This window comes from Pseudomonas sp. S2_A02, from assembly GCF_054668495.1.
On the sequence record NZ_CP162776.1, the window covers coordinates 3,546,571 to 3,571,156 of the forward strand.

20 protein-coding genes and 1 pseudogene are annotated in these 24,586 nt (G+C 60.7%); 15 read left to right on the plus strand and 6 right to left on the minus strand.

The annotated features are described in order from the left end of the window. Window positions 1-4 precede the first annotated feature (4 nt). The 3 genes from tssK to tagH all read right to left on the minus strand — a co-directional run bounded on the left by tssK (window position 5) and on the right by tagH (window position 3,340). The gene (tssK, locus tag AB4O41_RS16110) at window positions 5-1,339 is read right to left on the minus strand and encodes a type VI secretion system baseplate subunit TssK (protein ID WP_460143894.1); all 1,335 of its coding nucleotides are present in this window, start codon (window positions 1,337-1,339) and stop codon (window positions 5-7) included. A gap of 15 nt (window positions 1,340-1,354) precedes the next feature. Next, window positions 1,355-1,867, minus strand: coding sequence for a type VI secretion system lipoprotein TssJ (gene tssJ, locus AB4O41_RS16115; protein ID WP_460143895.1), 513 nt, complete (start codon window positions 1,865-1,867; stop codon window positions 1,355-1,357). Between the two features lie 75 nt (window positions 1,868-1,942). Beyond that, a complete protein-coding gene (gene tagH, locus AB4O41_RS16120) occupies window positions 1,943-3,340 on the minus strand; it encodes a type VI secretion system-associated FHA domain protein TagH (RefSeq protein WP_460143896.1) in 1,398 nt (465 codons plus the stop codon). A gap of 404 nt (window positions 3,341-3,744) precedes the next feature. On the opposite strand from tagH, the gene tssA reads away from it, so the two are divergent. The 12 genes and pseudogenes from tssA (at window position 3,745) to AB4O41_RS16180 (ending at window position 17,097) form a co-directional block, all read left to right on the plus strand. After that, window positions 3,745-4,764 carry a type VI secretion system protein TssA gene (gene tssA, locus AB4O41_RS16125; RefSeq protein ID WP_460143898.1) on the plus strand — a complete coding sequence of 340 codons (1,020 nt, stop codon included), beginning with the start codon at window positions 3,745-3,747 and terminating at the stop codon, window positions 4,762-4,764. A gap of 80 nt (window positions 4,765-4,844) precedes the next feature. Continuing rightward, window positions 4,845-5,354 carry a type VI secretion system contractile sheath small subunit gene (tssB, locus tag AB4O41_RS16130; RefSeq protein WP_007894500.1) on the plus strand — a complete coding sequence of 170 codons (510 nt, stop codon included), beginning with the start codon at window positions 4,845-4,847 and terminating at the stop codon, window positions 5,352-5,354. 15 nt (window positions 5,355-5,369) lie between these two features. Further along, window positions 5,370-6,863, plus strand: coding sequence for a type VI secretion system contractile sheath large subunit (gene tssC, locus AB4O41_RS16135; RefSeq protein WP_460143900.1), 1,494 nt, complete (start codon window positions 5,370-5,372; stop codon window positions 6,861-6,863). Between the two features lie 158 nt (window positions 6,864-7,021). Continuing rightward, a complete protein-coding gene (locus tag AB4O41_RS16140) occupies window positions 7,022-7,510 on the plus strand; it encodes an Hcp family type VI secretion system effector (protein WP_460143901.1) in 489 nt (162 codons plus the stop codon). An 82-nt stretch (window positions 7,511-7,592) separates the two neighbouring features. Then, complete coding sequence (locus AB4O41_RS16145) at window positions 7,593-8,051, plus strand: T6SS effector amidase Tae4 family protein (protein WP_460143902.1); 459 nt, start codon at window positions 7,593-7,595, stop codon at window positions 8,049-8,051. Next, window positions 8,048-8,488: a hypothetical protein gene (locus tag AB4O41_RS16150; RefSeq protein WP_460143903.1), complete on the plus strand. Its 441-nt coding sequence runs from the start codon at window positions 8,048-8,050 to the stop codon at window positions 8,486-8,488. Before AB4O41_RS16145 ends, AB4O41_RS16150 begins: the two co-directional genes overlap by 4 nt. Then, window positions 8,482-8,994, plus strand: coding sequence for a type VI secretion system baseplate subunit TssE (tssE, locus tag AB4O41_RS16155; RefSeq protein ID WP_460143904.1), 513 nt, complete (start codon window positions 8,482-8,484; stop codon window positions 8,992-8,994). The genes AB4O41_RS16150 and tssE overlap by 7 nt, the downstream gene beginning before the upstream one ends. Beyond that, window positions 8,991-10,850, plus strand: coding sequence for a type VI secretion system baseplate subunit TssF (gene tssF, locus AB4O41_RS16160; RefSeq protein ID WP_460143905.1), 1,860 nt, complete (start codon window positions 8,991-8,993; stop codon window positions 10,848-10,850). Before tssE ends, tssF begins: the two co-directional genes overlap by 4 nt. Then, on the plus strand, window positions 10,814-11,866 hold the full coding sequence (gene tssG / locus AB4O41_RS16165; RefSeq protein WP_460143906.1) for a type VI secretion system baseplate subunit TssG: 1,053 nt from the start codon (window positions 10,814-10,816) through the stop codon (window positions 11,864-11,866). The genes tssF and tssG overlap by 37 nt, the downstream gene beginning before the upstream one ends. Continuing rightward, a complete protein-coding gene (gene tssH / locus AB4O41_RS16170; RefSeq protein WP_460143907.1) occupies window positions 11,859-14,537 on the plus strand; it encodes a type VI secretion system ATPase TssH in 2,679 nt (892 codons plus the stop codon). Before tssG ends, tssH begins: the two co-directional genes overlap by 8 nt. 170 nt (window positions 14,538-14,707) lie before the next feature. After that, a pseudogene (locus AB4O41_RS16175) lies at window positions 14,708-16,644 on the plus strand (type VI secretion system Vgr family protein). A gap of 18 nt (window positions 16,645-16,662) precedes the next feature. Continuing rightward, window positions 16,663-17,097: a DcrB-related protein gene (locus AB4O41_RS16180; RefSeq protein ID WP_460143908.1), complete on the plus strand. Its 435-nt coding sequence runs from the start codon at window positions 16,663-16,665 to the stop codon at window positions 17,095-17,097. A gap of 128 nt (window positions 17,098-17,225) precedes the next feature. Here the strand turns inward: AB4O41_RS16180 and AB4O41_RS16185 are convergent, their stop codons facing one another. The 3 genes from AB4O41_RS16185 to AB4O41_RS16195 are packed head-to-tail and all read right to left on the minus strand — an operon-like array spanning window position 17,226 to window position 19,513. Further along, window positions 17,226-17,759, minus strand: a complete 534-nt coding sequence (locus AB4O41_RS16185; RefSeq protein ID WP_460143909.1) for a hypothetical protein — start codon at window positions 17,757-17,759, stop codon at window positions 17,226-17,228. Continuing rightward, window positions 17,756-19,051, minus strand: a complete 1,296-nt coding sequence (locus AB4O41_RS16190; RefSeq protein ID WP_460143910.1) for a PAAR domain-containing protein — start codon at window positions 19,049-19,051, stop codon at window positions 17,756-17,758. Before AB4O41_RS16190 ends, AB4O41_RS16185 begins: the two co-directional genes overlap by 4 nt. 27 nt (window positions 19,052-19,078) lie before the next feature. After that, window positions 19,079-19,513, minus strand: coding sequence for a DcrB-related protein (locus AB4O41_RS16195; RefSeq protein ID WP_460143911.1), 435 nt, complete (start codon window positions 19,511-19,513; stop codon window positions 19,079-19,081). Window positions 19,514-19,729: 216 nt separating this feature from the next. Between AB4O41_RS16195 and AB4O41_RS16200 the strand changes: the two genes are divergently transcribed. The 3 genes from AB4O41_RS16200 to AB4O41_RS16210 all read left to right on the plus strand — a co-directional run bounded on the left by AB4O41_RS16200 (window position 19,730) and on the right by AB4O41_RS16210 (window position 24,569). Further along, window positions 19,730-19,828, plus strand: coding sequence for a hypothetical protein (locus AB4O41_RS16200; RefSeq protein WP_460148357.1), 99 nt, complete (start codon window positions 19,730-19,732; stop codon window positions 19,826-19,828). 1 nt (window position 19,829) lies between these two features. Beyond that, a complete protein-coding gene (locus AB4O41_RS16205) occupies window positions 19,830-20,108 on the plus strand; it encodes a hypothetical protein (protein ID WP_460143912.1) in 279 nt (92 codons plus the stop codon). Between the two features lie 87 nt (window positions 20,109-20,195). Continuing rightward, window positions 20,196-24,569 carry an RHS repeat-associated core domain-containing protein gene (locus AB4O41_RS16210; RefSeq protein WP_460143913.1) on the plus strand — a complete coding sequence of 1,458 codons (4,374 nt, stop codon included), beginning with the start codon at window positions 20,196-20,198 and terminating at the stop codon, window positions 24,567-24,569. The last annotated feature ends 17 nt before the right edge of the window (window positions 24,570-24,586 follow it).

A 24,586-nucleotide genomic window follows, 5' to 3' on the forward strand; every position in this document is an offset into this window, starting at 1 on the left:
CGGTTTATCCTCGGATCGCCCAGAAAGCCAGGTTCAGCCCCGGGAATTGCCCCGCGATGTAGAACGCAAAACCGCCGGAGTTGGCCAGTTGCTGCCAATGCTCGCTGCCCCGGTCCAGTTCGTAATAAGTGGAGCCGGCGTGATACGGGAGTTGCCGTGGCGCCACCGGCAGCGGCAGCAGGCCAATGCCCGGTAATTGCAGGTTGACCAGATTGCGGATGTGCTCCACCGAGCCGACCTTGCTCTGTTGGCCAAAGTGGCTGCGCAGGGTTTCGGCGGGCACGTCGGCGCGCACCACCAGGATGAAGCTGGCGCTGTCGAGCAGGGACTTGTCGGCCAGCATCGCCACATGGACGCCGTAGGCTTTTTCGACAATCGGAATCGGCGTGGCCTTGCTGTCGATCAGCATCGACAGCGCCTCACGCAGAGCCTGCATCACCGGCGCAAAACTCAGCGCCAAGTCATCGTGCTGGTACTGCGGATATTCCTGCGGTCGCCGCCCGGAAGCGGTAAAGGTCGAGAACTCCCCGGCCAGACTCACCAGCTCGCTGTAGAACCGCTCCGGGTGCAACGGGCTCAACTGGCTCAAGTGCTGGATCAGCGGCTGGGCACGGTTGACCAGTTGCAGCAGCATGAAATCGGCAATTTCCGAGGCACCGCCGGCACCGGATGCCACCACCCGTCCGGCGAGGGCTTCGCCGCGCTGATGCAGCAGGCCCAGCAGTTCGTTGCGAAACGCGGCCAGCGGTTTGGAGACGACCACATCCAGCAGCGGCGGAATGTAAGTGTCATCGAGCACCAAGGCGCGGTCGGCGCGTTTCTCCTTGATTCGTACCAGACCGATGGCGGCGTAGTCGCTGATGCCATCCTGGGCAACCAATAATCGCAGCGCCCTCGAACCCACGGCCACCGGCGCCTGGTTTTCGAACGGCGCGTTGTCGTCCCGTACTTCGCGCACCTGGCTCACGTAGCGCGCAGCGCCCAGGGTTTCGCCTTCGTCAACGGTGTCTCGCGCACCGGCGCGCTTGAGCGGCAAAGCCAGGTACACCAAACCATCGCGCAGGTTGTCATCGACATTCAGCGGGCTCGGCGCCAGGTCATCCTGCGGAATGTTGAATGGCGTGCCGTCCGGCAACAGGCCCCGCGCCGAGATGATCGCCAGTTTTCCCTGGGCCAGCAGACCCTGGTCGATCAGCAATTCGGAAAAACCCCAGGCGCCGGCCGACAGCGGACGGCTCCGGGCATCGATGAGGTTCTCCAGGTAACGGTCATGCTGCTGGAAGTGCTGCGTTCCAATGAACATGCCTTCCGACCAGACCACACGATTGTTCCAGGACATGGGGGCTCCGATTGCTTATTGGGCAGGGCTGGATGGGGAAACCACGACGGCGCTGCGCACGGCGCGCACGTCGAGGCTGATCTGGTATTCGGTGTATTGGCGCGGCGGGACATTCATCACCGCACGCCACAACGACTGATCCAGCTCGCGATACCCCACCAGTACGCCGATATGGCGGGTGGCCGGGTCGAGGTCACGTTGCAGGCTCAACTGCTGGCCGGGCTGGATCAGCACTTCGTCCTGATCGATCAAATCTGTGCCGAGCGTCGCCTGGGCCCGTTCGGCCAGTGCGAAATAGTCGGAACGGCCGAAGGTGGCGGCATTTTTCAATTCGAAAATGCGCACCCGGACCGGGGCTGGCTGGCCAGTGGCGCCGGGGTTGAGCCCGGCAATGGCGTGAAAGTGCAACTCGACGGCGGCAGTGTCGGCCTCGGCCTCAGCCTCTTCGGGCTGGGGTTTGGCCGCATCCTTGGCACATGCGGTCAGCAGAAGCGCGGTGGCGACTGCGAGTAAAAACCTGGGAATCATCCTGCGTCCTCAATGACGTTTCAGCTATCCGTTGTTCCGTTCTTTGCTATGAATGGCGCTATGCGATGGCGATGCTCAGCCGCGGCGCTGCCTTGTACTGTGTTCTTCGTAGGCGCGGCTGAATTCCCGACCGAACAGGTCCTGGAAATCCTCTTGGGCCTCGCGGGAAATATTGCTGTAGAGCTCGGTGAACTGCTGCCAGTACTGGGCCTGTCGCGAGCCACTGAAAATACTCGACAGGCCACCGGGCTTGCCCATGCGCTCTTCAAGTTGCGCCGGTTCGAAGCGCGCCAGCAGGTGCTTGATCGCAGCTTCCACGCCGGCCATCACCGCCAATTGGTGGGCACGCAAGTCATCGAAGCTGTCGCGCACAGCCAGGTCCGGCGCCATGAACGCCTGATTGCTGTGGCGCAACAGCAACAGCAACGCTTCATCGACGTTGGGAGCGAATTTCAGCGGGTTGTTTTCCACCGGTTGAATCATCGTCTGCTGAATGCGGAACTCGCCCTTGAGGCTGCTACGGGCGCGCAAGACATCGATCAGGCCTTCGACCATCAGCCGATAACTGCGGCCGATGCTTTCCATTTGCGCCTCGGCCTGGGCCTTGTCCAGGCGCACTTGATCCAGCCCGGCACCGCGTAGAAAGGCTTGCAACAGGTCGGGTTCAGAATTGTTGACCGGATCGACCAGGCGTTCGACGACGGCCACGGGCGGTTCGCGCAGTGGGGCCGGTTCGATCGGTACGTCGATGTGAGGTACGGCTGGCGGCGCAAGCTCTGCAACAGGCAAAGGGGCAACAGCCACCGGCGCAGGCTTGTCGCTGAACAGGTCCCAATCTTCCGGAATCACCGGGGCCGACACCAGCGGGTCAGGCCCGGCCACGGGCGTTGGGGTGGGGATCGGGGTCGGCGGGCGGAAGTCGTGCAGCTCGGCCGGGACATGGTCGGGCTGGGTGGCCGGCGGAACGCTGGTCGGTGTCAGAAAGTCGAACAGGTCCGGCATTGTGTCCATGGCCGATACGCCCTGAAAATGCGCAGGTGGTGTCTCGGGCAACGAGGTCGGCGTATTCACGACGGCGCCCTGACGCCCCATCAAGGCCTCAAAGCTGCTGGACGAATCAGCGAAAGGATTGCCGTCGGTCACTGGCAGACTGAAATCAATACGCGCCTGGATTTCATAATCACCGATGCGAATAACTTCGCCATCTTGCAACGGCTCGCTGTTTCCTTTGCGCAGACGAATACCGGCCTTCACCAATTCCACACCATTAGTGCTGTTATCGGTTAAGTAATACCGGCCATCTTTATATTGAATAACGCAATGTTTGCCGGAAACCAAGCGCTCAGGGTCGGGCAATACCCAGTCATTATCAGAGTTTCGGCCTATCGCCATCACACCCTGATTCATGGATTTCTCAGGGCACTGGCCAGGGGTAATTTTGTGATAACTAGTGATAGTCAAACACAGCGACATCTTGCCTCCTTGCTGAACACTTTGCGCGCGGGCGAATCGGGATTTACTCCCGCCAGACTCGATCCGACTACCTTGCAAACAACCTCGAAAACGGCTTTTTGCCAGCATGATTGCTGATCTTAACCGGCTTGCGTGACAAAAAACCTGCATCAGTGCCTGCCTCGACCCATCGGTCGCGCAGGTTGTTAAGCACCTCACATCTGTCACACAGGGGAAATAGCTTACCTTGACAAGCCATAAGTACTACACCAAAAATAACAACTTCTTGAATAACAATGATGGCACTTTGAGATTATTGCGTATCCAAAGGGCCATTACACTCAAGGAAACATGCGTAGTTCCACCTGGCGCTAACGTGTGAACTGCCCGACTCTTTCAGTCGGGCGATAGGGAGATCAAATTCAGTGGAAGTGCCTTTGTTGCTCGCCGCCGTTTCCGCGACTTCGCCCTGTGGCGAAGATCTGGAATACGACGCGGATTTTTTGCGCCTGGAACGCGATTCCCAAGGCCAGCCCGAGCGCAGCATGGGCGATTCGATATTGCCTGCCGCCCCCCCTGAATGGCGCAGCATCCAGCAGCAAAGTCTGGATTTGTTGCAACGCAGCAAAGACCTGCGTATCACCCACTTCCTTTTGCAAAGCTCCCTTGCCCTCGAAGGCGTCACCGGCCTGGCCCGCGTCCTGACGCTGATCAGCGAGTTGCTCAAGCAGTACTGGGCCGACCTGCATCCGCGCCTGGATGCCGAAGACAACAACGACCCCACGGTGCGCATCAATGCCCTCGCCGGCCTGACGTCCGATGCCACCATTCGCCTGCTACGCGAAAGCATCCTGGCCCGTTCCCGAACCTTTGGTGCTGTCAGCCTGCGCGCCGCTGCCAATGCCAGCGGCTTGCAAAGTTTCCCTGACGAAAACCTCGGCGCCGAGCAGCTCGCCGGGGCGTTCCTGGACAGCGATCCCGAACAGTTGGAAATCACCCGTGCAGCTTTGCACGAGGCCCGCAGCGTCGCCGAGGCCATCGAGCAACAGATCAGCGAACAAATCGGTTCCGCCCAGGGCGTTGACCTTGGCCCATTGAAGCAACCGCTAAAAATGGCCCTGCAGATTCTCGGCCAGTTCGCCCCGCAGAGCGGCGACAGCCCCCAGCCCGATTCCATCAGCGACGACAGTGCCGCGCCGGTTGAACACCCCACCGCACCGAGCACACCGCGCAGCACCGGCGAAATCAACAACCGCGACGACGTGTTGCGCAGCCTGGACCGGATTCTTGCGTATTACACCCGTCATGAGCCCTCCAGCCCGCTGCCGGTGCTGTTGAACCGGGCGAAGAATCTGGTGCACGCCGACTTTGCGGCCATCGTGCGCAACCTGATTCCCGACGGCATGAGCCAATTTGAAAATCTGCGCGGACCAGACAGCGAATAAAAGCGAACGGATCACGCAGTCACGTCACCGGTACCACCGATGACGCCAACACCGTCGCTCAAGCGACCAGGAGCAGCAACGTGGCGAAGCAAAGTTCTCAGAAATTCATCGCGCGCAACCGTGCGCCTCGAGTGCAGATCGAGTACGACGTCGAGCTCTACGGCGCCGAGAAAAAGGTCCAGTTGCCCTTCGTCATGGGCGTCATGGCGGACCTCGCCGGCAAGCCCGCCGAGCCTCTGGCGCCCGTGGCCGATCGCAAGTTCCTCGAAGTGGATGTCGATAACTTCGACTCGCGCCTCAAGGCCATGCAGCCACGTGTCGCATTTCACGTGCCCAACGAGCTGACCGGCGAAGGCAACCTGAGCCTGGACATCACCTTTGAAAGCATGGACGACTTCAGCCCGGCCGCCGTGGCGCGCAAGGTCGACTCGCTGAACAAGTTGCTCGAAGCGCGCACCCAACTGGCCAACCTGCTGACCTACATGGACGGCAAGACCGGTGCCGAAGAAATCATCATGAAGGCCATCAAGGATCCGGCGCTGCTCCAGGCGCTTGCCAGTGCGCCGAAGCCAGCCGAGCCTCAGGCTTAATCAGGACGAATGATCATGACCGATTCAGTACGTGCAGACGCCCAGAAACTGGGCACCACCGAAGAAGCCAGCGAGTTCGCCTCCCTGCTGCTGCAAGAATTCAAACCCAAAACCGAACGCGCCCGCGAAGCCGTCGAGACCGCCGTGCGCACCCTGGCCGAACAGGCCCTGGCGCAGACGGATCTGGTGTCCAACGACGCCATCAAGTCGATCGAATCAATCATCGCGGCCATCGACGCCAAGCTCACCGCCCAGGTCAATCAGGTCATCCACCACCCCGATTTCCAGCAACTGGAAAGCGCCTGGCGTGGCTTGCACTACCTGGTCAACAACACCGAGAGCGATGAGCAACTGAAGATTCGCGTGCTCAATATCTCCAAGACCGACCTGCACAAGACCCTGAAGAAATTCAAGGGCACCGCGTGGGACCAGAGCCCGATCTTCAAAAAGATGTACGAAGAAGAATACGGCCAGTTCGGCGGCGAACCTTACGGTTGCCTGGTGGGCGATTACTACTTCGACCAGTCGCCGCCGGATGTCGAGTTGCTGGGCGAGTTGTCGAAAGTCTGCGCCGCCATGCACTCACCGTTCATCGCAGCCGCATCGCCGACCGTGATGGGCATGGGCTCGTGGCAGGAACTGTCGAACCCACGCGATCTGACCAAAATCTTCACCACACCGGAATACGCTGGCTGGCGCTCGCTGCGCGAATCGGAAGACTCGCGCTACATCGGCCTGACCATGCCGCGTTTCCTCGCGCGTCTGCCGTATGGCGCCAAGACCGATCCGGTGGAGGCCTTCGCCTTCGAAGAAAACACCGACGGTGCCGACAGCTCCAAGTACACCTGGGCCAACGCCGCTTACGCGATGGCGGTGAACATCAACCGTTCGTTCAAACACTTCGGCTGGTGCTCGCGCATTCGTGGCGTGGAGTCTGGCGGTGAAGTGGAAAACCTGCCGGCGCACACCTTCCCCACCGACGATGGCGGCGTGGACATGAAGTGCCCGACCGAAATCGCTATTTCGGACCGCCGCGAAGCGGAATTGGCGAAGAACGGTTTCATGCCGCTGTTGCACAAGAAAAACACCGACTTCGCCGCGTTCATCGGCGCCCAGTCGTTGCAGAAACCGGCCGAATACGACGACCCGGACGCCACCGCCAACGCCAACCTGGCCGCGCGCCTGCCGTACCTGTTCGCCACCTGCCGTTTCGCCCATTACTTGAAGTGCATCGTGCGCGACAAGATCGGCTCCTTCAAAGAGAAGGACGAAATGCAGCGTTGGTTGCAGGACTGGATCCTCAACTACGTCGACGGCGACCCGGCGCACTCCACCGAAACCACCAAGGCCCAACACCCATTGGCGGCGGCCGAAGTGATTGTCGAGGACGTGGAAGGCAACCCGGGGTACTACAACTCCAGGTTCTACCTGCGCCCGCACTATCAGCTCGAAGGTCTGACCGTGTCGCTGCGCCTGGTATCCAAGCTGCCTTCGGCCAAAGGCGCATAACACCGACCTTGATGTGATCGTTCCCACGCTCTGCGTGGGAATGCCGCCCGGGACGCTCCGCGTCCCAGGGACGCGGAGCGTCCCCAGATGCGTTACCACGCAGAGCGTGGGAACGATCAACAAAACACAATGTGGTAGAGACCACACACGGAGAAAACATGGCTGTTGATATTTTCATCAAGATCGGCGACATCAAGGGCGAGTCCATGGACAAGGCCCACAAGGACGAAATCGACGTCTTGAACTGGAGCTGGGGCCTGTCTCAGTCCGGCAACATGCACGTAGGCAGCGGCGGTGGTGCCGGCAAGGTGAACATCCAGGACCTGTCGCTGACCAAGTACGTCGACAAAGCCTCGCCGAACCTGATGATGCACTGCGCCAGCGGCAAGCACATCGACAAGGTCAAGCTGACCGTGCGCAAGGCCGGCGGCGAAAGCCAGGTCGAGTACATGATCATCAACCTGGAAGAAGTGCTGGTCACTTCCCTGAGCACCGGCGGCTCGGGCAGCGATGATCGCCTGACCGAAAACCTCACCCTGAACTTCGCCAAGGTGCTGGTGGACTACCAGCCGCAAAAGGCCGATGGCACCAAGGAAGGCGGGCCGGTCAAGTTCGGCTGGAACATCCGCCAGAACGTCAAGGTGTAATCGAAGATGCCCCCGGCGTTATACGCCGGGGGTGTTTTGGTGCCTGCTCGAATCCAATCCTTTTCCACTCGGTGTCTGAGTCATGGCCAAGCCTTCGTTTATTAATTTGTGGAAAGCGTATTCCGATCTCTTGGCTACGCACCCTGACGCAAAACCCTGCAACGGACCATGGGAAAATCAGTGTGCGATCCGCATGAGCATGACGCTCAATGCAGAGCTGACCATCAAGATCAACAAATCCACCTATACCGAACCCAAATGTGCACATGAGCACGCCAGGGGTGCCGAATCACTGGCGAACTGGTTGTGGAAGCATCATCTGGGGCGGCCACAGATTCTCGGTGGAAGTGCCGAAGAGCGCCGCAAGTTGCAAGACAAGACCGGGCTCATTTTTTTCAAGGATTGTTTCCAGCAGTCTGGGGAGTCTGCTGACAATCGCACCGGCGATCATATCGACCTATGGAATCGTGGCTTGACCATTGGCCGCTACAACGACCCTGCCTACCGATCCAGAGCCATCTGGTTCTGGGAGCTGACATGATCAGATCCAGCCGAAACCTGGCGGCCCTGTGCTGCGTATTGTCGAGCCTGTGGGCGTGCGCCGGCCAACAGGCTGCCCCTGCTTCCGAAGACCAGGTCGTCACTCTGGGCGGACAACAACTGACGCTGGGGAACGATCAGCAGCGATGCGTGTTGCGTAAACCGGATCAGAGCGTGCTGCCCCTCGAGATGTTATGGCCTTGCCAATTTGCTGTCGACCGACAGGGCAAACCTCACATCGAATCCTTCAACAACGTACCGATCGTGATCGTACTGCATGTGAGCGTTGACCCTGCGAACAGTCGCGAATGCCGGTCCGAGTACCGCGCTGTACGTCAGATCAAAGGCCAGCTCGAACCTTCGGTGGTCGCTCGCAGTGCCAGTTGCCTGCGCGGTGCAGGGGATCAGAAAGATTACACAGGTCTTTTCATTTGGTAACCGAAATCGCCACCCGCGATCGCCTGCAACCGTCCCTGCTGGACCGGCTGACCGACGACGAACCGAACAACCTAAAGGAAAGCGCCGACAAGCGCGTGCTCTCCCTGACCCAACTGAAAGCCTCGGTGCTGCGTGACCTGGCGTGGCTGCTCAACACCACTTCGTTGCTCAGCGCCGATGCGACGTTGCACACCCCCGCCGGCACGTCGGTGGTCAACTTCGGGCTGCCAGCGCTGGCCGGCAACAGTGCGTCGAACGTCGATATCGCGGCGCTTGAAGCGCTGATCCACCAGGCCATCGCCACCTTCGAACCGCGGATTCTGCGTAACACTTTGCGCGTGCGGGCCCGGGCATCCGCCGAGATGAACCACAACGCCCTGAGTTTCGAGATCGAAGGCGATCTCTGGGCCCAGCCAGTGCCGCTGCGCCTGATGCTGCAAACCGACCTGGACCTGGAATCCGGCCATGTGCGAGTGATCAACGCCGAACAACGGAGACGCTCATGAACCCGCGCCTGCTGGAACTGTACAACCAGGAGCTGCACCACGTGCGCGAAAGCGCGGCGGAGTTCGCTCAGGAATACCCGAAAATTGCCAGTCGGCTGACGTTGTCCGGCATGGACTGCGCCGACCCGTACGTCGAGCGTTTGCTGGAGGGGTTTGCTTATCTGACGGCGCGGGTACAGCTCAAGCTCGATGCCGAATACCCGACCTTCACTCATAACCTGCTGGAAATCGCGTACCCCCATTACTTGGCGCCGACACCGTCGATGACCGTGGTGCAATTGCAGGCCGACCCTGATGAAGGCTCGCTGAGCAGCGGCTTCCCGCTGCCCCGGGACACTGTCCTGCGTGCCGCCCTGGGCCGCGAAACCCAAACCTGCTGTGAGTACCGCACCGCCCACGCGGTGACGTTGTGGCCGTTGCAGGTCAGCCAGGCCGAGTACTTCGGCAACCCGTCCGCCGTGCTCGGGCGTCTGGCCGCCAGCGAACCCAAGGCCAAGGCCGGTCTGCGCCTGACCTTGCGCACCGGCGCCGAACTACCGTTCAACAGTCTGGCCCTGGACAACCTGCCGCTGTACCTCAGCGGCGCAGACGAACAACCCTTCCGCCTCTACGAACAGCTGCTGGGCAATGTCTGCGCCGTGTTCGCCCGTCAGCCCGGCGGCGATTGGGTGGAACGCCTGCCGCAGGACGCATTGCGCTCCCAGGGATTCGACGATACTGACGCCGCGCTGCCAGTGGTCTCGCGGGCCTTCCAGGGCTATCGCCTGTTGCAGGAATACTTCGCCCTGCCCCAGCGCTTTCTGTTCGTCGATTTCACCCAGTTGAGCCGTGCGGTCAAACGCTGCGACGGCCAGGAACTGGAAATAGTCGTGCTGTTCGACCGTCACGATCCGAGCCTGGAGGGCAGCGTCGGAGCCGCGCAGTTCCTGCCGTTCTGCACCCCGGCAATCAACTTGTTTCCCAAGCGCCTGGATCGCATTCACTTGTCGGAACGAGTCAATGAACACCATGTGATCGCCGACCGCACCCGGCCAATGGATTTCGAGATTCATTCCCTGACCACCCTCACCGGCCACGGCACCGGGTCGGAGCAGCCTTTTTTGCCCTTCTATGCGGTACGCGATCCGTCTCGCTACGGCCGCGATCAGGCCTGGTACACGGTGCGGCGCGAACCCCGCGTGCTGTCCAGCGGACAGCGGCGCAACGGCCCGCGCTCGACTTACATCGGCAGCGAAACCTTCGTCAGCCTGGTGGACAGCCAGCAGGCGCCTTATCGCCACGATCTGCGTCAACTGGGCGTAACAGCGTTGTGCACCAACCGCGACCTGCCGCTGTTCATGAGCGTGGGCAACAGCAAGACCGATTTCACCCTGGCCGACAGCGCACCGGTAGCGGCGGTGCGCTGTGTGGCAGGCCCGAGCCGTCCACGCGCCAGCCATGCCCACGACGCCAAGGCGTGGCGGTTGATCAGCCAGCTTTCGCTGAATTACTTGTCCCTCAGCGAGCAAGGCCAGGGCGCCGCCGCCCTGCGCGAACTGCTGCGCCTGTACGGCGACAGCAACGACGCGGCGTTGCAATTGCAGATCGAAGGCCTGCGCGGAGTCAGCAGTAAGGCCTGCACCCGACGCTTGCCCATGCCGGGCCCGATCGTGTTTGGTCGTGGCCTGGAGATCACCCTGGAATTCGATGAAAACGCGTTTCGCGGCACTGGAGTCTTCTTGCTCGGTGCAGTGTTCGAACGCTTCCTGGCACGCTACGTGTCGATCAACAGCTTTACCGAGACGGTGATCCGTACCACCGAACGCGGCGAGATCATGCGATGGAAAGCCAAGCCCGGACGTCGTCCGACCCTGTGAGTACCCTGGACGCGATGCACCAGGAGCCCTGGGAATACGACTTCTTCCAGGCGTTGCGGCGCATCGAGTGCGAATCGCCTGAACTGCCGCGCCTGGGCCATTCATTGCGTCTGGCCGATGATCCGTTGCGCCTTGGGCAACAGGCCGATTGCACCTTCGCCCCGGCGACCCTGGCGTCGGTACAGCCGAGCATCGACGGTGCGCCGGCGCGCCTGGAGCAGTTCTTTTTCGGCCTCGGCGGCCCCAACGGCCCATTGCCGCTGCACATCACCGAATATGTGCGCGAACGCCAGCGCAACAACGCCGACAGCACCAGTAAACGTTTCCTGGATGTGTTCCATCACCGCCTGCTGAGCCTGTTTTACCGGGCCTGGGCCGAAGCGCGGCCGACGGTCAGCCATGACCGCCCGGACGATGACTACTGGTCGGCACGCCTGGCAGCACTGAGCGGCCGGGGCATGCCGAGCCTGCTCAAACAAGGGCGGATCCCCGACACGGCGAAGTTGCATTACAGCGGTCACCTGTCGGCACAAACCCGCTACCCGGACGGTTTGAAGGCCATTCTCAGCGAGTACTTCGGCCTGCCGGTGGAGATCGAAGAGTACGTCGGCCAATGGCTGGAGCTGCCCGAACGCAGCCGCGTGGGTGTCAGCGCCCATCAATTGGGCGTGGATTTTTGCCTGGGTCGCTACGTCTGGGATCGCCAGCACAAATTTCGCATTCGCCTGGGGCCACTCAGGCTGGATGACTACATGAGCATGCTGCCCGGTAGCCACCCCTTCAATGAGCTGGTGGCCTGGGTGGCCGAATACCTGGGCCATGAACTGGACTGGGACCTGAACCTGATTCTGAAACAGCCCGAAGTACCGGCGTTGCAACTCAATGGGCGCTTCCGCCTGGGTTTCAACACCTGGCTGGGACGTCCTGAAAAAGATGCCAACGATCTAATACTGGCCCGGCATTACGCCGAGCAAGCCAACACCTCACAGACCTCAAGGAGCCAAGAGCATGGGTGAAATCAGTCGCGCCGCGTTGTTCGGTAAACTCAACAGCGTGGCTTACAAAGCCATCGAAGCCGCCACCGTGTTCTGCAAGTTGCGCGGTAACCCTTATGTGGAGCTGGCCCACTGGTTTCATCAGTTGCTGCAATTGCAGGACTCAGACCTGCACCGCATCATCCGTCAGTTCAACATCGAGCCGGCGCGCCTGGCCCGTGACCTGACCGAAGCCCTGGACCGTTTGCCACGCGGCTCGACTTCAATCACTGACTTGTCCTCCCATGTGGAAGAAGCCGTGGAACGTGGCTGGGTCTACGGCAGCCTGATGTTCGGCGAAAGCCAGGTGCGTACCGGTTACCTGGTGCTGGGCATCCTCAAGACGCCGAGCCTGCGCCATGGGCTACTGGGGCTGTCGGCAGAATTTGACAAGATCAAGGTCGAGGCCCTGAGCGAGCGTTTTGACGAATACGTCGGTGACTCGCCGGAAAATGCGCTCAGCGCCAGCGATGGTTTCAACGCCGGCAGCGTGCCCGGTGAAGCCAGCGGCGCCATGGCTCCAAGCGCCATGGGCAAGCAGGAAGCGCTCAAGCGTTTTACCGTCGACCTCACCGAGCAGGCCCGTAACGGCAAGCTAGATCCGATTGTCGGGCGTGACGAAGAAATCCGCCAACTGGTGGACATCCTCATGCGCCGCCGGCAGAACAATCCGATGCTGACCGGTGAAGCCGGCGTCGGTAAAACCGCCGTGGTCGAAGGCTTTGCCCTGCGCATCGTCGCCGGTGACGTGCCGCCAGCGCTCAAGGACGTGGAACTGCGCAGCCTCGACGTCGGCCTGTTGCAGGCCGGCGCGAGCATGAAAGGTGAATTCGAACAGCGCCTGCGCCAGGTCATCGAAGACGTCCAGGCCTCGCCAAAACCGATCATCCTGTTTATCGACGAAGCCCACACGCTGGTAGGTGCCGGCGGCGCCGCCGGCACCGGGGACGCAGCCAACCTGCTCAAACCGGCTCTGGCCCGGGGTACCCTGCGCACCGTGGCCGCCACCACCTGGGCCGAGTACAAGAAGCATATCGCGAAAGACCCGGCCCTGACCCGCCGTTTCCAGGTGGTGCAAGTCGCCGAGCCGTCTGAAGACAAGGCGCTATTGATGATGCGCGGCGTGGCCTCGACCATGGAGAAACACCATAAGGTGCAGATTCTTGACGAAGCCCTGGAAGCTTCGGTCAAGCTGTCCCACCGCTACATCCCGGCGCGCCAGTTGCCGGACAAATCCGTGAGCCTGCTGGACACCGCCTGCGCCCGGGTCGCCATCAGCCTGCACGCCGTGCCGGCCGAAGTGGACGACAGCCGTCGCCGCATCGAGGCGTTGGAAACTGAACTACAAATCATCGCCCGCGAGCACGCCATCGGCATCGTCATCGGCGCCCGCCAGAGCAATAGCGAAAACCTGCTGGCCGCCGAGCGCGAACGCCTGGCCGAACTCGAAAGCCGCTGGGCCGAAGAGAAAACCCTGGTGGACGAACTGCTCGCCACCCGCGCCACCCTGCGCGAAAGCGTCGGCGTGGTAGACAGCGACGTTGGCAGTGACGACAGCCACGCCCTGCGCGAGAAACTGGTGGACCTGCAACAGCGTCTCAGCGCCCTGCAAGGCGAAACCCCGCTGATTCTGCCGACGGTCGACTACCAGGCCGTGGCCTCGGTGGTCGCCGACTGGACCGGGATTCCGGTGGGCCGCATGGCCCGTAACGAACTGGAAACCGTGCTCAACCTCGACCAGCACCTGAAAAAACGCATCATCGGCCAGGACCATGCCTTGCAGATGATCGCCAAGCGCATCCAGACCTCTCGCGCCGGCCTCGACAACCCGAGCAAGCCGATTGGCGTGTTCATGCTCGCGGGCACCTCCGGCGTGGGCAAGACCGAAACCGCCCTGGCTTTGGCCGAAGCCATGTACGGCGGTGAGCAGAACGTCATCACCATCAACATGAGCGAATTCCAGGAAGCTCACACCGTGTCCACTCTCAAGGGCGCGCCACCGGGCTATATCGGCTATGGCGAAGGCGGCGTGCTGACCGAAGCCGTGCGGCGCAAACCCTACAGCGTGGTGCTGCTGGACGAGGTGGAAAAGGCCCACCCGGACGTGCACGAGATCTTTTTCCAGGTCTTCGACAAAGGCGTGATGGAGGACGGCGAAGGCCGGGTGATCGACTTCAAGAACACCTTGATCCTGTTGACCACCAACGCTGGCACCGAGTTGATTGCCCGGGTCTGCAAAGACCCGCAAAACGTGCCCGAGCCCGAAGAGATCGCCAAGGCCTTGCGCCAGCCGCTGCTGGAAATTTTCCCGCCGGCATTGCTGGGCCGCCTGGTGACCATTCCGTACTACCCGCTCAGCGACGAGATGCTCAAGGCCATTACCCGCCTGCAACTCAACCGCATCAAAAAGCGCGTGGAGAACACCCATAAAGTGGCCTTCGATTACGACGATGCGGTGATCGACCTGATCGTCTCCCGCTGCACCGAAACCGAAAGCGGTGGGCGAATGATCGACACCATCCTGACCAACAGCTTGCTGCCGGACATGAGCCGCGAGTTCCTCACCCGCATGCTCGAAGGCAAAGCGCTGGCAGGCGTGCGAATCAGCGCCCGGGATAACGAATTGCACTACGACTTCAGCGACGCCGCATAGCCCCTGGAGGAATGCGGTCAGTGTGGGAGCTGGCTTGCCTGCGATAGCGGTGTATCAATCGGCATCAATGCTGAATGTCACACCGCTATCGCAGGCAAGCCAGCTCCCACATTTGATCTGGTTTCTGCTGGGAAAAGCGGCGCGGCGATTACAACTTTACGGGATAACTGATGCTATTCGAGCAACTCTCACGCCTGGCAAAAATCACCAGCCCCCTGGGGCCGGATGTGCTGTTGCTCAAGGACATGGGCGGCGGCGAAGAGCTGGGGCGGCTGTTCAACTATGAATTGCAGTTGCACTCGCTGGACAACGCCATTGACCTCAACCAGTTGCTGGGCAAACCCATGTGCCTGAGCCTGCAACTGGACGGCGGTGGCGAGCGCTATTTCCATGGCATCGTTGCCCGTTGCAGCCAGAACGTCGATCAGGGCCAGTTCGCCAGCTACCAGGCCACGCTGCGGCCCTGGCTATGGCTGCTGACCCGCACCTCCGATTGCCGGATTTTCCAGAACCTGACCATCCCGCAGATCATCAAACAGGTTTTTCGCGACCTGGGTTTTTCCGATTTCGAAGATGCCCTGAGCCGGCCTTATCGCGAGTGGGAATACTGCGTGCAGTATCGCGAAACCAGCTTCGATTTCGTCAGCCGCCTGATGGAACAGGAAGGGATCTACTACTTCTTCCGCCACGAACAGGGTCGTCACGTGCTGGTGTTGGCCGATGCCTACGGCGCCCACACTAGCGCGCCCGGCTACGCCTCGGTGCCCTACTACCCGAAGAATGAACAGCAGCGCGAACGCGACCACATCCACGATTGGCACCTTGCCCAGGAAGTCCAGCCGGGCTCGCTGGAACTCAACGACTATGACTTCCAGCGCCCCAGCGCGCGAATTGACGTGCGCTCGGCCATGCCCCGTCCGCATACCGCTGGCGATTATCCGCTGTATGACTATCCCGGCACCTATGTGCAAAGCGCAGACGGCGAACATTACGCCCGCACCCGCATCGAGGCCTTGCAGACCCTGCACGAACAGGTCGAGCTCGCCGGCAACGCCCGAGGCTTGGGGTCGGGACATTTGTTCAGCCTCACCGGCTTCAGCCGCCAGGACCAGAACCGCGAATACCTGATCGTCGGCGCCCGTTACTACATTTCCCAGGAAAGCGGGGAAACCGGCGGCGCTGCCGCTTCGGCGCAGTTCGAAAGCAGCCTGACCTGCATCGACGCCCAACAAAGCTACCGCCCCCTGCCCAACACCCACCGCCCCATCGTCAAAGGCCCGCAGACCGCACTGGTGGTTGGCCCCAAGGGCGAGGAAATCTGGACCGACCAGTTCGGCCGGGTGAAAGTGCATTTCTATTGGGACCGCCACGACCAGTCCAACGAAAACAGCTCGTGCTGGATTCGCGTGTCGCAATCCTGGGCCGGAAAAACTGGGGCTCGATGCAGATCCCACGGATCGGCCAGGAAGTGATCGTCAGCTTCCTCGAAGGCGACCCGGACCGGCCGATCATCACCGGCCGCGTCTACAACGCGGAACAAACCGTGCCCTACGACTTGCCGGAAAACGCCACCCAAAGTGGCATGAAGAGCCGTTCGAGCAAGGGCGGCACACCGGCGAACTTCAACGAAATCCGCATGGAAGACAAGAAAGGCGCCGAGCAGCTGTACATCCATGCCGAGCGCAATCAGGACATCGTGGTCGAGGTGGATGAAAGCCATTCGGTGGGCCACGACCGCAACAAGAGCATCGGGCATAACGAGACGGTGACCATCGGCAACAACCGCCTGCGTATCGTCAAACAGGAAGACATTCTTTCGGTGGGCCAGCGCAAGACCGACAGCATCAGCCAGAGCTACGTCATTGAAGTGGGAGAGAACCTGCGGCTGGTCTGTGGTGAAAGCATCCTGGAGCTCAATGCCAGCGGCCAGATCAACCTGACCGGCGTGCAAATCAGTTTCTATGCCAGCGGTGATGCCGAGTTCAACACCGGCGGCGTGCTGCACCTGAATAACGGCGGCGGCGCTGGCGCCACGCCTGATGGCCAGGGCGTCAAGGCCAGCATCGACGCCAACATCAATGCCGCGTTTCCCAAGCCCAAGGGCTAATCACGAGATCTGTGCTCCATGACTTACCGAATCAATGAATTCCAGTTCCAACTGCCGGCAGGCGAACTGCAAGACGCGTCGATCAACATCCTAAAGTTCCCTGAACTGGGCACTTCGCTGATTGTCAGCCGCAGCTTGCTGGCTGAGGGCGAAACCTTGCAAAGCAACTTCGACGACCAGCTCAAGCGCCTGGAAAAGCAAGTGCAAGACTTACGTTTTCAACCGGGCGTCGCCGTGCGTCTAGGCGCCAGCCAGGAAGTCGAAGGCATCGAGTTGTGCAGCCAGTTCAACAAGGGCAACGACAAAGTTTTCCAATACCAGTTGGCACTGGTGTTGCCCGGTACTCGCAAAATGCTCGCCCTGAGCTACGTGAAAGCCGAGAAACTTGGCGATGCCGAAGCCGCGCATTGGGCGACTATCAAGAGTTCGCTATTGTTCGACGTTCCGGCCTGATGAGCACCTTGCATGTCTGATGCACTCTGGGGCCGCCCGGCTGGGGCTGCGCTGAACGACGGACACTGCACGTCAATCACGGCTCCCCTGACAACATGGCCCTCTGTGGCGAGAGAGCTTTTGCCCCATCAGATATTGGCAGGCACAAAATCCGGCCCACCCAATGTGTCCCGCACCATCACCGCCGAGCGCATCAACGGCGTCCACATACCGTCCGGGCTGTTCCACGCCGCGCCTGCCCAACGGGTGTCGGCGACCAACTCAGCCTTGTGGCTTTCCAACTGGCGCTTGAGCGCCACGGCGACGCTGCCCATGTCCACGTCAAACAAATCGCCGTAAGGGCCTTGCGCCTGCTTGCGCTGTTTGTCCTGGCAAAAGCGGTAGTACCAAACCCAGTCGTGAGCGATGTAGATCGCACGCGTGCGGTCTGGATAAGTCGCTAGCATCCTCAGCAAGGCCGACACGAAACGCATGGGGAAACTCGCGTCGTGGGTCTGGCGCCAATACGGCATGATCAACTGGTCGAACGCCGCCACTACGTTCTGTGGTTCGTCGTTTTCGTTCTTGGCTTCGAGAAAGTAGAACGGCTCGCCCACCAGAAACTTGTCCAGTTCATCATTGCTCAGCGCCAACAGCAGCACGTTGTCTTGCAGGTTGCTCATTGGATTCTCACTACGTCTCGGGTCGTCATCAACGCATTGATGTCATTACCGTGGGAGATGGGTACGTTGTCCAGCACAGCTTCGCGCATGCCGCCGGGATGGGTCAGGCCGCCCGGTCGCCAGAGCGAGTTCACGCCACCTTCGTTACCGGTAGGCATCAGCACCTTGGGGTTGTCCAGGTTCATCATGTAGATGTCCTTGCCAACCAGCGATCCCGGATCGTACCCCAAGGCCGACTCCAGTACCGAAACGTCGCCGGTTTTCTTGTACTCGCCAACCACGGCGTTCAAGTCGGATTTTGCCATGACGAACTTGTTCGGATTGAACGAGCCATATTTGGGGTTGGCGATGTCGTCGGAGGTGAAGAGGAAACTGCCGCCCTCGTCCTCGAAAGTCTTAAGGTGTTTGTCAATATACGGGCCTTCGAGATAGTCGCTCGGCGGCGGCCGACTGCCCTTGGGAATAGCCATGATATCGGCTTCGGTCATACCCGATTTGTAGGCTGCCACGCGGGGCTTCGGTGCGGCACCCAGACGAGCCATTTTCGGCCCTAGCCCCAACAGTGCCATGCCGGCGATACCTTGAAGCAGGTCGCGATAGCCTGGTCCTAGACGGTCACCCAACTCGCCCAACAGCGTCATGCCGCCCATCATCGCGCCGCCAATCACCGCGAACCCAATAAAAGCCGCCGCGCCTGCCATCGCGGCCAGTACGGCTGCGGCCCCCATGGCGACCATCCCCAACGCTTCGAGACCGGTGTGCAGCCAACTTTCGATATCGAGGACAAACGCAACGGAGATCGTTGGCCCGCCGATAAAAGTATTGGGGCTGCCGCTCTTGATGTGCGCGCCGCAGACCATCTTGCTCTGCAACCGCGCCGCCGGTTTACCGTTGATGTAGACGCAGGCACTGCCTTCGGCAATCAGCACCGGAAACGGCCAGACCGGATGATTCAGGGGCAGGCCCGAGCATTCGGCAGCGAAGTCGATCCCTGCGCGCATCGCGTTGCGCCTATTGATGTGGACATTAAGGCTGCCCATGATCAACGCCCCCGTGGTCGGTTCGGGCAGGTTGAAAATGGTGTTCAGGCCCTTGATGATCTGGAACATCGACAGGCCGCCCGCCGCAATCGAACCGGCCATGATAGCCAGCGCCACACCGCCGGTCGCCACGGTGGCCGCCACCACCGCCGCCCCGATCAACGCTCCGGCGACGGCGCCCGCCACCATCGCGGCGACACCAAAACCGTGGGCTATTTCATCGCCAAGGCGCGCAGCGGCTAGCATATCCATTGCGTTTATCGTCTTCCTGGAAGGTGATCAGGCGATCTGCGGCAGGAGCTTGAGTGTATGCATGGCAACTTTCCATGCCGGCTCGTGATACACGAGATCGTTCGGCGTGGTAGTCAGTGTCGTAATCAACCCCACAGGCTGGCGGTCGATGAAAACCTGGCGCAGCATCAGCTCACGCCCTTCGCGCTGCCAGCTGTAATCAAGCAGCACGGCAGCATGGTCGTGAAGAAGGAAATTCCACCGTTGGATCAGGCTGAATCCGGGCAATTGCTGTTCGGCGCTTGCCAGTTGCCCGTCAATGTAGTCACTAAACAGCGTGTCACCCCGGCTCGGATCGCGACTGATGACGAAACTGGCTTCCTTGGCCCCGCCGACGGCGGGCAGCTTGAAGATATTGATGCTCTGGTCTTGCCAACTGTCAGGTATATCGAGATCGGCTTCTTGAAGGCGATAGAGCGTCATGATTCGGATCGTTTTCCAGACTAGAGGGTTGGCTCAGGGAGCGGCAGATCTTCAAGCAATAAATGGCAACAATCAAGGCACATGGATAAGTCGTTTTCGAGGCCATGACACCAGTCTCACTTTTGATGCCCTTATCACGCTCTGCGGTGTAGTACGCTAACAACCGGGTGTCAGCCTCAAAACATCACCGGTTCGAAATACACCCAGCCCCGTCAGATTGGCGCCTGGGCGAAAACCAACGGTTATGATGGAATCCTGGCACCGTCAGCGCGAAACCCGACCGGTAGCAACTTGATTTCCTTTGCAGGTTTTTGAAATGGGGCTGGAAGACGAATACATTGGCGATGCCGGTTGGCAGGATTTCGTGGATTTGTATAACAAAGTTTATCTCGACGACGACACCCGCACGCTGGCGAAAGCCTTGGATGGCAACCTCGATATGGCGGTCATTCTCTACGGTAAAAGAGGGCTCAAGGAAGGTTTGTGGTGGGTCGAACAGCAGGTACCGGCCTTGGATAAACTACGGCCGGCCGATTGCCTCAAGAATCCGAAGCTGAGCAAACGCCTGAGGTCTGCGCTAATGCGCATGCCATAACGGACAAGGAGCAAGGTGCAATGGAAGGCATCGAAATGCGCCACAAGCGCAACGATTACGCGGCGGCCAGACGTCGGATAAACACGCATGTCTGACGCGCTCTGGGCCGCCCGGCTGGGCGATGCACTCAACCACACCTCGATGATGGCCGACATCCTCGGCGGCGTGCTCGAGGTGGCGGCCAACATCGCGATTACCGCGCTGGCCACCGCCGCCGTGGTGGCGGCCACCGGCATCACCGTCGTCACCGGGGGATTGGGTTGCGTCGTGCTCGGCTTGGTGGTGGGCACGATCGTCGGCCTTGCCATGAGCAAGACTGGGGCCGACAAAGGCTTGAGTAACCTGTGCGAGAGTTTCAGCAACGCGCTGTTTCCGCCCACGGTACAGGCGAACATTCTCACCGGCTCCACCAACACCCTCACCAACAACATTCCCGCCGCCCGGGCCGCCGGGGCGATCCCGTCCCATGTCGCGCCGGCCGGCACCGAGCTGGAAATACCCGAGCCGGAAGCCGAAGCCAGTTACCTCGACATGGCCGAGAGCTTCTTCTCGCAGATGTGGCGCCCCACCGTTGCCACCCCGGCACCCGGTGCCGTGCCCAAGCCGCTGGACCTGCTCGTCTGCATGAAGCATCCGCCGATGCCGCCGCAGTTTCTGGCCGAGGGCTCGGACAAAGTCACCATCAACGGCCAGCCCGCCGTGCGTAGCGGCGACCGCAGCACCTGCGATGCCAAGGTGGTGTCGTCCGGACTGATTTCCTCCAACGTGACCATTGGCGGCGGTTCGGCGGTGGTGCGCGAGATCCGCAGCGGCAAGACCCCGGGCGTGGGGCTGGCGGTCACCGCGCTGCTGATGCTCAAGGGTGGCAAGGGCAAATTCCTGAGTAACCTGCCGTGCATGCTGGTCGGTGGCGCGACGTCGATGGCCGTCAGCAGCGCGATGGGCGCGATGGCCAACGCCGCCATGGGTTCATCGAACCCGGTGCATGCGGCGACCGGGACCAAGGTGCTGGGTGGCGATGAAGAGCTGGATTTCGTGTTACCGGGCATCTTGCCGATGGATTGGCAGCGCTTCTACAACAGCCGCGACGAGCGTCGCGACGGGTTGTTCGGGGCGGGTTGGAGTGTGTCCTATGAGGTGCGGGTTGAAATTCTGCCTCACCCCGAGGGCGGTGAAACGCTGGTTTACACCGATGAACAAGGCCGGCGCATCGACATGGGTTCGATTCCGTTGGGCGGTGCGGTGTTCAGCGCCGGTGAAGGGCTGAGTGTTCGGCGGCACGTTAATGGACAACTGTTGATTGAAAGCGATGATGGGCTGTACCGGCTGTTTGACGTCACACCCGGTAACCCGTCTTTGTTGCGTCTGAATCAATTGGGCGACCGCAACGACAACCGCATTTACCTCGACTATGACGACGCCGGACGGTTGGCGCGCCTGCGCGACACCTTCGATCTGGTGCAAGTCGAGCTGATTCGCGAACGCGAACGCGTGATCCACATCGAACGCCTGTACCCCGACCAACTCCGCGAAGTACTCGTCAGCTATGGTTACGACGCAGCCGGCAACCTGGCCGAAGTACGCGACGCCACCGGCCAGGTGCAACGGCGCTTCGCCTACGATGCCGGACAGCGGATGGTCGAGCATCAGTTGCCCACAGGCCTTCGCTGTTTTTATCAGTGGGCTTGCATCGAGGAAATGGAATGGCGCGTGGTCCGGCACTGGACCGACGAAGGCGACGCCTACCAGTTCGACTATGACCTCGGCGCCGGTGTCACGCGCATTACCGATGGCTTGCAGCGCGTCAGCACACGGCGCTGGAACACCCAGCACCAGATTACCGAGTACACCGATAACCTCGGCCAGACATGGCAGTTCGAGTGGAACGACGAGCGCCAATTGCTCAGCGCCACCGACCCGCAGGGCGGTCGCTACGCCTACAGCTACGACGACGCCGGCAACCTGATCGGCGAAACCGACCCACTGGGCCGCAGCGATTCGACCCTATGGCTGGAACTCTGGGCTTTGCCGCTGATGGACACCGACGCCGCCGGCAATAGTTGGCAATACCGCTACGATCAGCGCGGCAACTGCATCGCCGAAACCGATCCGCTGGGCCACATCACCCGATACCGCTACGACACCCACGGCCAGGTCGTCGAGATCATCGACGCCACCGGCAAAAGCAAAAAGCTGCGCTGGAACCCGTTCGGCCAATTAATCGAACACATCGATTGCTCGGGTTATCCGACGCGCTTCAACTACGACAACCGCGGCTATCTGCAAACCATCACCGACGCCCTCGGCGAGCGCACCCAATTCAGCTACGACGCCCAAGGGCGGTTGCTCAGCAGCCAATTGCCGGACGGGCGCACCGAGCAGTATCAGCGCGACGTCAGCGGCCAATTGACCGGTTATACCGACCCGGCCGGGCACACCACGCTCTATCAACACAACCGTCGCGGCCAGGTGCGTCAGCGCACCGACGCCCATGGCCGCCAAGTGCAGTTCGGGTATGACAGCTACGGGCGGCTGCAAGCGCTGATCAACGAGAACGGCGAAAGTTATCGGTTTGCCTGGGATGCGGGCGATCGACTGACCGAACAACAGGATCTGGATGGCAGCGCCAAACGCTACACCTATGACCTGCTGGATAACGTCGCTGCGGTCACGGCTGTTCCGGCGCCTTACGGCAACGGCTTGGCCATCGTCCCCGAGACGCCCCCGGCCCCCATCGTTCATCGACTGAAACGCGACGCTGTCGGCCGGCTGATCGCCAAAATCACCGACGATGGCCGCACCGACTACACCTACGACCCACTGGACCAGCTCACCGCCGTCACCTTCACCGACCACCACGGCAACGCACAAACCCTGAGCTTCGCCTACGATGCCCTCGGCCAATTGCTCGAAGAACAAAGCGCGGCCGGCAGCCTGCAATACCACTATGACGAACTCGGTAACCTGATCCAGGCCCAACTGCCCGACGGCCGCTGGATCAACCGCCTGTACTACGGCAGCGGCCACCTGCACCAGATCAACCTCGACGGCCAGATCATCAGCGACTTCGAACGCGATCGCCTGCACCGCGAAGTGCTGCGCACCCAAGGCCAGATCAGCACCCGCAGCGAATACGATCGCAGCGGCCGTTTACGCTCACGCCAACGCCGACACACCAGCCAGCCATCGCTGATGCCGGCAGTGGTGCAGAAACATTTCGAGTACGACCCCGCCGACAACCTGATCGACAAACTCGACCAGCAACCCGCCGCGCAACATCGCCAACTGCTGCACTACGACGCCACCGGCCGCATCATCGCCAGTCAGGACAGCCTGCACGGCCAGCGCGAAACCTTCGCCTACGACGCCGCCGCCAACCTGCTGGACGGCCCCCAACCCGGCGCCGGACTGGTGGTACACAACAAACTGCTGACCTATCAGGATAAACGTTACCGCTACGATGCATTTGGCCGGATGATCGAAAAACGCAGCGCTAAACGGGGCCTGCAGCGCTTCGGTTACGACGCCGAGAGTCGGTTGATTGAAGTGCGCAACGAAAACGGCAGCGTGCTCAGGATGACCTACGACCCGCTGGGCCGGCGCATTAAAAAAACCGAGCACGACACCAACGGCTACCTGCTCGGTGAAACCCGCTTCACTTGGGAGGGCTTGCGTCTGTTGCAGGAGCATCGCCACCAACAGACCAGCCTTTACCTCTACGAAGACGAAGGTTACGAACCCCTCGCCCGCGTCGACGGCACCGGCCCGCTGCAAAAAATCCGCTATTACCACAACGACCTCAACGGCCTGCCGGAACAGCTCACCGAAGCGGACGGCCACAACGTCTGGCAGGCGACTTATCGAGTGTGGGGCAACACGTTAGAAGAGGTGCGCGAGCCGTACTACATTGAAGAGCAGAACCTGCGGTTTCAGGGGCAGTACCTGGACCGGGAGACGGGGCTGCATTTCAATACGTTCAGGTTTTATGATCCGGATGTGGGGCGGTTTACGACGCCGGATCCGATTGGGTTGGAAGGGGAACTCAACCTATACCAATACGCGCCGAATCCGATTGCTTGGGTGGATCCATGGGGATGGAAATGTTGGGGTACTGCAAGGAAAGGCCACTGGAAAAAAGCAGCAAGTAAAGCTCCACCAGGCAAGTATTCCGCAAAAAACCTGGCGCGGATGGCGGCCGGTAAAGCACCGAGAATGAGGGTCGAGGTCCGCTACCGCAACAGTGCGAGGAACCGACGGCTCGGGCGTGTCGGTAAGACAGCTCGAATAGATGTATCGATGGAACTGAACCACCAGTACATTCCCCAGCGCGCCGGATCGAAAGTCGCTCACGAGGATTGGAACCTGACTAAAGCAACACCTTGGGGGCATGAGTCAATGGACAAGTACCGCCATACGGGATGGGACTTGGTAAAAGTTATAAAAACCACCGGACAATGGTAAATCAGGCTTTACAGGAG